At 53.6% G+C, this 8,327-nt stretch carries 7 protein-coding genes; all 7 read right to left on the reverse strand.

Annotation, left to right across the window (positions count from 1 at the left end):
- Window positions 1-168: 168 nt before the first annotated feature.
- The gene (locus tag VEI50_16435; GenBank protein HXX76719.1) at window positions 169-351 is read right to left on the reverse strand and encodes a hypothetical protein; all 183 of its coding nucleotides are present in this window, start codon (window positions 349-351) and stop codon (window positions 169-171) included.
- 44 nt (window positions 352-395) lie between these two features.
- Window positions 396-1,940 carry a hypothetical protein gene (locus VEI50_16440; protein HXX76720.1) on the reverse strand — a complete coding sequence of 515 codons (1,545 nt, stop codon included), beginning with the start codon at window positions 1,938-1,940 and terminating at the stop codon, window positions 396-398.
- Window positions 1,919-3,784, reverse strand: a complete 1,866-nt coding sequence (locus tag VEI50_16445; GenBank protein HXX76721.1) for a carboxypeptidase-like regulatory domain-containing protein — start codon at window positions 3,782-3,784, stop codon at window positions 1,919-1,921. Before VEI50_16445 ends, VEI50_16440 begins: the two co-directional genes overlap by 22 nt.
- 268 nt (window positions 3,785-4,052) lie before the next feature.
- Window positions 4,053-4,769, reverse strand: coding sequence for a response regulator transcription factor (locus tag VEI50_16450; GenBank protein HXX76722.1), 717 nt, complete (start codon window positions 4,767-4,769; stop codon window positions 4,053-4,055).
- A complete protein-coding gene (locus VEI50_16455) occupies window positions 4,750-6,243 on the reverse strand; it encodes an ATP-binding protein (protein ID HXX76723.1) in 1,494 nt (497 codons plus the stop codon). The genes VEI50_16450 and VEI50_16455 overlap by 20 nt, the downstream gene beginning before the upstream one ends.
- A 45-nt stretch (window positions 6,244-6,288) precedes the next feature.
- Window positions 6,289-6,540 (reverse strand): hypothetical protein, encoded by a 252-nt coding sequence (locus tag VEI50_16460; GenBank protein ID HXX76724.1) that lies wholly within the window; start codon window positions 6,538-6,540, stop codon window positions 6,289-6,291.
- A gap of 908 nt (window positions 6,541-7,448) precedes the next feature.
- Window positions 7,449-7,715, reverse strand: coding sequence for a hypothetical protein (locus VEI50_16465; protein ID HXX76725.1), 267 nt, complete (start codon window positions 7,713-7,715; stop codon window positions 7,449-7,451).
- Window positions 7,716-8,327: the final 612 nt, after the last annotated feature.

The following is an 8,327-nucleotide window of genomic DNA, read 5'->3' on the forward strand; positions in this document are numbered from 1 at the left end:
GTTGCTCTCCAGCAGCGCCCGCCTTTGCTTCGCCAACCGGAGACCACCGTGCAGTAAACTCGTCTCGCCGGTCGAGGCTTTCTCATCGAACGGCGAACAGTGTCTTAACTGTTTGTCTCACCTCAGGGGGCAGGAACAAGTTCGCCTTTCTTGTCTTGATCCAGCCTGTCAAACTCCGCTTCCATAAACTTCATCCATTCTTGCTTGGAAATCTTCCCGTTCTTGTCTGTATCCATCAAGAGCAACAGTTCTTCTAACCTTCTCCCTTGCGATGGCAACTTTGTCCTGCTGTTTCGGAACAACTGCCTTCTGCGGGAAGGCTGTACCTGCTAGAACCCATATTGCGGTCATAAATCAGACCAGCAGATTTCTTCGTGTCATTTGCGACCTTCTTCCTAGAAGTCGAGCCGCAGTGCCAACTGCCCAGTGCGGTTTCCCGCATTCTCTGCAGTCTGCGCGGCATCCAACACTCCAAATGTGGCTGGGTTGCTCACGTTCGTAGCCGGAGGAGCATAGTTGGTGTGGTTAAACACATTGGTGAACGTCGCTTCGAAACGCAAATGCAGTTTTTCTCGGATTGCCATTGCCTTCGACAATCCGGCACTGACGGCAACCGTTCCGGGAGCCTCCAAAATTCCGACCCCGGCATTTCCGACTCGTGCCGCACCCACAGAGGTAGGCACAAATGCGTTAATGTTGAAATATTGATTCGGTGTCTGATGACTGGGAATCGGGTTGCCAACAATATCGGGACGAACAATGGACCCATCGGCAACGGGATTGGTATTAGTCTGGTCGAGATTGGGACTGATCGTCGGAGTCAGATAGGGACCCGTTTCGAGCAGCGTTATCGTGTTGACGCTCCAGCCACCCAGAACTCCTGCAAGAATGCGAGACGAACTCGACCATCGCCGGCCCTGACCGAAGGGTAGGTCATAGGTCCCAGTTAGCAGAACACGCTGCCGCCTTGTGCCGGCAACATTGCCACGATTCCGGCTAATGTCGAAACGATTCAAGTCTGCGAGTCCATACCGCGTCTCGCCCTGAAAACCGGTTGGTGCATCGCCTTGGGCGTCACTGATGTTATGCGCCCAGGTGTAATTTGCCACAAAATACAATCCCCGGGACATCCTGTGAGTAGCTTCGACCTCCATCGCCTGGTAGTTCGCACCGCCGAGGTTCTCGGTGGAGTACATGGTTCCCCAATTCTGAAATGGCGCCCGCGGGTCAACGAAAGGACTGGGAACGTAGGGAAGCGAGCTCGGTGCAATCTGGTTCAAGTTTACGGTTACATTCAAACGATAGGAGTTCATTCCGACGTAACTCGCGCGCAGGGCTGTATCGGGCGTAAGCTCACGTTCGACAGTGACATTCCACTGTGCAGACTGCGGGTCGCGGTATCGTGGATCGATCGCCTGTTCGATGGTGCCGCCGCCCAACTGCACGAGCTGGCTGGCAGCGATGGTCTGTGGGAACTGAATCAGCGCCGTCCCATTGAGAATCTGGTTTTGATAAGTATGGACCGACGCCTGCGGCGTGCTTTCCAGATTGTTTTGTAGTTGTCCGAGGTTGGTTACGGTAAAGATGCCAAAACCGGCCCGCAATACAGTCTTGTTGTCGCCAAACGGCCGGTAGGCGATGCCGATACGAGGATCAAAGTTGCGCATGTAAGTCTGGCGCAGTCCTTGGGGCAGGTGGGCTTGGCTTGCGGTTTCCAGGTTTGAGCAAGGCAGCGACATGTCGCGATTCGGCAGCGAACAGGCGTTAAACGACTGGAGAAATGCAGGGGCGGCACCTAACCCGGTCGTCAAGACGTCGGGAATGATGACCGTATTGGTGCGGGGATCGAAATTGGCGGCGATTCCGTTCACGTCTTGAAAGGGAGGCAACAATTCCCAGCGCAAGCCGTAGTTGACCGTCAGGCGTCGCTGACTCTCCACTCATCCTGTGCATAGAGGCCCAATTGCGGTCCTCCCGCGTTGTCCCGGGGACCCGTCACGGCAAAATAGGTTGTGTTTGGCAGGCCGAGCAGGAAGTCGCCAAACGCGTTCCCGGTGAACTTGCTTTGATTGAAGGTGAACAAACCGTAGTCATCGGAGGGCGTCTCAATCTCGGGGACTTCAAATCGCACCCAACGATTGTCTACGCCTGCGCGAAATGTATGCTTGCCCTTGATGTAGGTGATGTTGTCAGAAACTTGCTTGGTGCTGGACAGGGTAGATCCCACGTGATCTCTGCCGATAGGAGCGAAGCCAGTGCCATCGGAGAAGTAGATACTGGGGAAGCCGCCGTCGGTGGGATGGTGCGAAACATCCACCCCTTGCAATCCCAATTGCGCAATTGCTGCCGCACCTTCAATCGAAAAATTGGGCGCTAAGAGCGTTCGCGTGAACCCAAACCGGAACTCATTGAGCAGGTCTCGGCGAATTGTGTAATTGTGCGAGATCAAGAAGCTTCTGTCATGCTCCTGGTTCACATCGTTGGGAAGAAGCGGATTTACCGTATTGAACATGACATTCTTCCAGTTGAACCGTGCATATACTTGCTGTTTCGTGTTGATGATCTGGTCGATCCTACTATCAAAGCCATTGGTGCTGGACGGAATCGGCTGCAGGGCTTGGTAGTTGAAACTACAGTTCTGAGTCAAATGCGACACACAATTCACGTTCGGCAATGGATAATAGTTATTCAGCAGAGCCAACGCGGACATATTTAGCGGGATGTTGATCGCATTGTTGGGAAACTGCTGACCGGTAAACGGGTTTAGTAGCGGAGGCGGATTCTTCGGATCGGTTAGCGCCTGCAGATCGCTAAGGTTGCCTTTTCGTTCGTCCAGCGTGGGGACAAGTAATTGTTCCGGCTGTGAGGTCTTTTTCCGGTTGCCCTCGTAGTCGATGAAGAAGAACGTCTTGTCTTTTCCGTTGTACAGCTTCGGAATATTGACAGGGCCGCCAAGACTGCCACCGAAGGTGTCAAACCGCTTCGGTGCCTTCACGGCGAAATTCAGTACCTTGGCATCGAGCGCGTCGTTCTGGAAGTACTCAAACAAGCTTCCATGAAGGTTGTTCGTTCCGCCTTTGCTCGTGAATGTTACATCGCCGACCTGGGAAAATTCTGCATTGTTATTGAATGCCGTGACCTTCAATTCGGATATGCCCTCGGAAGACGGGTAAGGATTGGCTCCTGCGTTACTCAGGAAGACGTTTGCCGTCGAAATGCCATCGACGGAGTAGCCCACCATGTTCGCCGTTGCACCGCCCAGTGCAATGTTTCCCTGGCTGTCCTGTTGTACGTTCGCCGATGTTGCCAAAGATGCTAGTGGGCTGGTCGTTACCGCTCGAAAGTTCAGAGGCAACTGCCCGATTTCTGCGGTGTCCTTGGAATCGCCGATCAAACCATTTTCGGTATTGACGACGGCAACGGTATCGGCAACTTCCACCGTCACGGATTGAGTTTTGACATTCAGGCTAACGTCGACTCTCAGGGCCTGACGTGCAATCAATTCTGCGAAGGGAACTTGGAAGTCAGCAAAACCTTCAGCGTGAACCGAAACAGCATATTTGCCCGGCTTTAAGTTCACAAATTCAAATGATCCGCTTTGGTCGGATGTGGTTGAGCGGGTGCTGTTGTCTTGCAAGTCCCGTATCTGAACTGATGCCCCAGGCACAACAGCCTGCGTTTTGTCATGCACGACACCGACGATACTTCCAAATGTTGACTGCGCCACGGCCGAGCAGACCGTAAACACTATGGCAATGGCAACACCTGCAAACATCCTATGCATCTTCTTCCCTCCACCGGAGACGTTTCTTGGCTATTCGACCGTTTACCCAAACTCTCTCCGGTGACAAAACTCTATTCGCAGGCAAATGAGGGAGGCATGAAGGGTTTGTAAAGTCTCCGTAAAGGTGCTAAGTCGCATCGTAAGAGGAGGTTAGGGGCCTGACCCGGTGATAGAAGTGACGACGAATATCGGCTCGTTACGCAGATTGAGCACGCGGAAGTCCATAGCATCAGAGGAGAGTCGCTCAACCGCGCCAGTGTTCGGCGTCTTAAGCGGGGCGTCTTTCGATAACGTCAACGAAACGATAGCCGATGTAAGACTCAGTGTGCAGATATTCAGGGCGGGAGGGGTCTTGCTCTAGTGTCTTCCGTAGCTGGCGCACGAAAGTACGGAGATATTCCAACTCATTTCTGTATTCACTACCCCATACGGAGGTGAGCAGGCGGGCATGAGTCAGAGGTTTACCTGCGTGCGACATGAGGCAGTGCAGAAGGTCAAACTCCTTCGGAGTGAGATGGACAATCTGGCTGGATTTTCGCACCAGGCGGCGACCGGGATCTAGCTCGATTTCGCCGATAGTGATGGCAGCCTCGGTATCACCCTGTATTGCCCGCGAACGGCGGACGGCAGCTCGGACTCGGGCCATCAACTCACCAACGTGGAATGGTTTGGTTATGTAGTCATCGGCCCCGGCATCTAATGCCTCGATCTTGTCATGCTCACTGTCGCGGACAGTCAGCATTAGAATAGGAAGCTGAGGCGACAATCTGCGGATGGTGCGACATGCCTCGATCCCGCCGATTCCCGGCATATTGATGTCCAGCAGAGCCACATCGTACCGTTCGGTGCGAACAAACGACACAGCCTGTTCTCCTGCCGAAGCTTCCTCGATATCGAAGCCTAGCGTGCTCAATGTGGTGTGAAGCGCTCGACGAATCGAGGCCTCATCATCAACAACCAGAACCTTACTGTCCAACGAACTCACATTCTCTCCTTGCCGTCTCGGGAAGAGATAGGATAAATGTCGTACCTGTCTCTGTGTCGCTGCTCACCCAAAGATTCCCGTGGTGGGCTTCAGCGGTTTTCTTAGCGACCGAGAGACCTACTCCGCTCCCTGATGCACGATGCTTTGTAGCGGGGCTGCGATAGAAGCGTTCAAAAACCCGCTCACGCTCTTCAAGGTTGATTACGGAACCCTGGTTGTGAACAGAAATTACAACCCGGCTATCATCCTTGTCGGCGCATATTGTTATGGGAGAGCCAGCAGTGGAATACTTTGTCGCATTGGTGAGGAGTTTCGTTAAAGTGATGGCAAGCAGTTGGCGGTCTCCAGAAACTACAAGATCCCTATTGGCGACGCGCACGTGAACTGGCCGTTTGCCAAGTTGAGCAGAGCACTCATCAAGCACTTCGTCGATGACCTCGGAAATAGCTATGTCCTCCCGTCGCAGCTGTATCTCTGACGATTCTAGCTTCGCCATTCGGAGTAGATGTGTTGTCATCGCATTCAGTTCGGTCGCATGCTGATCAATCAGCTCCACCAACTCCGCCTGTGCCGGGTTTAGATTCCTCAATTCGAGTAGCCCAGAAGCGGAAGTTAGGATGACTGTGAGAGGAGTTTTGAAAGCATGCGCGAGGCCATCGAGGACGGTCGTCCGAAGTTGTTCGCTGTGGCGTGCAGCCTCTGCGCGGCTTTCTTTCTCGAACGCTCGAGCTCGCTCGAATGCGGCGGTTGCGAGCGATGCGATGGCGTCAACCATAAGCGGATTGAGATCGATTCCGCACAGCACAATGGCGCCAATCGGCTTCGATCCTAACCGTAGTACGCGTTGCCACTTGTACGATTTAGGCTCATCATGATTTGTGTTGCGAAAATAGGTATTTCGAGCTGATTCCTCGTCTTCTTTGCTACATGCTCCGGCGCTGTACACTTCGGCGAAAGCCGAATCAAAAATCGCAACTGCAGCGACCCCAATGGCTTTCTCGATGAGAGACGCGATCTGCGGTCCTGGCGCGTCCTGCAGATTGAGAACCAGGAGGCTCCGGCTGAGTTCATACAGTTTCTCGACGTTGCAACGCTGTAGGACTGCTTGCCGCATGTGACTCTGAACCTGGGCGGAAAGACGACACACAATCAGCGCAGTTATTTCAAACGACCCCAGGGCTACCCAGTTTTGAGGATCGGCAATATGGAAACTGAGGATAGGCGGAGCGAAGAAATAGTCCAAGCAGGCGATCGCTGCCAGAGAGGAACCGGTAGCCGCCCAGAACCCGAACCTCAGAGCCGTCAATACAACAATCAAAAGATCGATGAAACCTGCGGTCGAGAGATTAAAGTGCAGCCGGAACCCGCAGAAGCTGACCAGCAGGGCCGCTGCAGATCCAGCAAGAGCTCCAAGCCCGAGTCGAGTTCTCTCTCTTGTGGCAAAGTCCATAACGGTCACTGCATCGACCAACACCGGGCAACCCTCGCGTGACCTGCGCGTGTTTGGTGGGGTAGGGACCTAGCAGCCCCATTCAGCTTCGCCGGGCTTAGCGAAGTAGCGCCTTGAGTCTTGGGCTTCTCTGGTGGTTGAAGCTATTTCCAGCAACGTCAGACGTGCCGCAGCGACGGCACGGCTCTTCTCCCGCTGAGGCAATTCGTCCCACGCTTGTGCTGTTGACTGCTTCCCGCTGCCGAAATCCGGTCCCAATGCTTGGTGATAGTGATGAAAAAGCTTTGCCAATTCTTCTGCTGTTACTTCTTGGATCGACATCAATCGTGTCCTCTCCATTTGTCCGTTCCGACTTCAATCTCAGGCGGAACTGTCTTAGCTGTAGCACAGCTGCTCATGCGGCTCGGGAGATCGATGTTTCGTTCTCCCACTCTTCGGCAACAATGCATCCGTTCGAGACAGGATACAAGCACACCAGATAGCAGATCGAACGGTGTTTGTGCTCCCTGCACAAGGCAACTAGGAATCGTATGTAAAACGCAACGCTTATCGTACAGAGCACTGCCACTATCGACATCACAATCATTTGTGCCTCGGATCGATTTCCATTATCCATACACCCACACTAATTGGACACGAGACTGCATAAATTTCGAATGAAAGGTTCATAAATTGTTTGTAAAGGTTGGCGTTATCTTTCACGACCGATGCCTCACGACCCTGAGACCGGTTCTACAGCCAGGCAAACGACGCCACCAGTGACCAATGTCTTGGTGAGGTATCGCCCTTCAGTGGCTACCGCTATTGCGGAGTTTACGAACTTTTTATGACCTGCTTACCAGAAGCTTACGACTGTAGCAATCCAATGATAGTGGGGCGGGCAGAGACGGAGTTGAACGACTAGCTATAGTTTTAGGACCGCCTAGCGGGAGATTTCAATGGCTGCAGTTTTGATCGGCGTGCTTGGAGTTTTCTTCATGGGCTGGTTCTTGGTCGTGCTTCGTAAGGACGAGAGATTGATATCAGCCGGGTACCTTATAACGCCTGGGCCCAAAGAACCGAAGGGTCACCCGAACCCAAACCAGCAACTACTTGGCAATAGCTACGAATATCGGGAGGCCGTCTTGCGTTGGCCAATTGTCGGGACTAGTTAAGCCCAGCGGCTGAGCAAGGTGCTGCTGGAGGGATGGCTCCCAACACTAGAGTGACAAGCGCCTTTAGACGTCGAACTAGCAGCCCCACTCCGCTTCGCCCGGCTTGGCAAAATAGTTTGTTCTGGCCGCGGGCCGTGGCGCGCTGTCCTTCATCTTGGCCGCCAGATCCGAAATCACTAGGCGCATCGTCGCTACCATGACCTTGCGTTCCTTAGGACGCGTATCTTCCCACGACGCCTCCGTTTCCGGGGTCTCGCATCCGAAACAATTGGCCAGAATGCGGCGGTATTGATGGAACAACTGCGCCAGTTCCTCCGCCGAGAACGCTTGATCCACTGACATACGGGGTACCTCCTCCACTGACTCTCTCTGCCCTATTGGATAGTCCGCGGCGTCAGGATCGAATAAAAAGTTCATAAGAAGTTCATAACTTTGGGATGAGCCCGCCCAGGCCCAAAACTCTTCCAGGTTCTTTATGAATCTCTTACGCCTACTTCACGCCGATTGTTTTCAATGCAATGTGGGAGCGTGGGAAAAGACGAGCTGCTGGAGTTCGCTATGCTTGTAGCCATCTCCTTGGGGACACTGTCCGCACTAGGCGTCGCGTGCCTTGTGCAAGGAGTGCAGACACCGTCGAATTTGCTACCTGGTCTGCTTACGGACTCACTCCCCGGAGCACGCGATTCCGGACGACCGCGAATTGATTGGTGAAATGGCGATTTGGACGAAGCCGCTGTCGCGGCGGACGCTACCGCGTGTTCGACTTCAGCAGCTGGGAGGAGCGAAGGGTTGAGATAAGTTGGGTCACAGAAAAAGGAGGTCTCCATGACCCAACTTCGCAAAAAGATGCTGGAGGAACTCCAGCGCCGTAATTACTCTCATCGTACCGCAAGAACCTACGTTCGGATCGTCCGCGAGTTCGCCTTGCATTTTCACCAACCACCCGACAAGCTG

It is taken from the genome of Nitrospiraceae bacterium, from assembly GCA_035623075.1.
In the GTDB taxonomy this organism is placed as follows: Bacteria; Nitrospirota; Nitrospiria; order Nitrospirales; family Nitrospiraceae; genus DASPUC01.

Coding starts and splice junctions, on each gene's coding strand:
- VEI50_16460 (HXX76724.1), bottom strand. CDS start 6,540: ATGTCGATCCAAGAAGTAACAGCAGAAGAATTGGCAAAGCTTTTTCAT.
- VEI50_16445 (HXX76721.1), bottom strand. CDS start 3,784: ATGCATAGGATGTTTGCAGGTGTTGCCATTGCCATAGTGTTTACGGTC.
- VEI50_16465 (HXX76725.1), bottom strand. CDS start 7,715: ATGTCAGTGGATCAAGCGTTCTCGGCGGAGGAACTGGCGCAGTTGTTC.
- VEI50_16435 (HXX76719.1), bottom strand. CDS start 351: ATGACCGCAATATGGGTTCTAGCAGGTACAGCCTTCCCGCAGAAGGCA.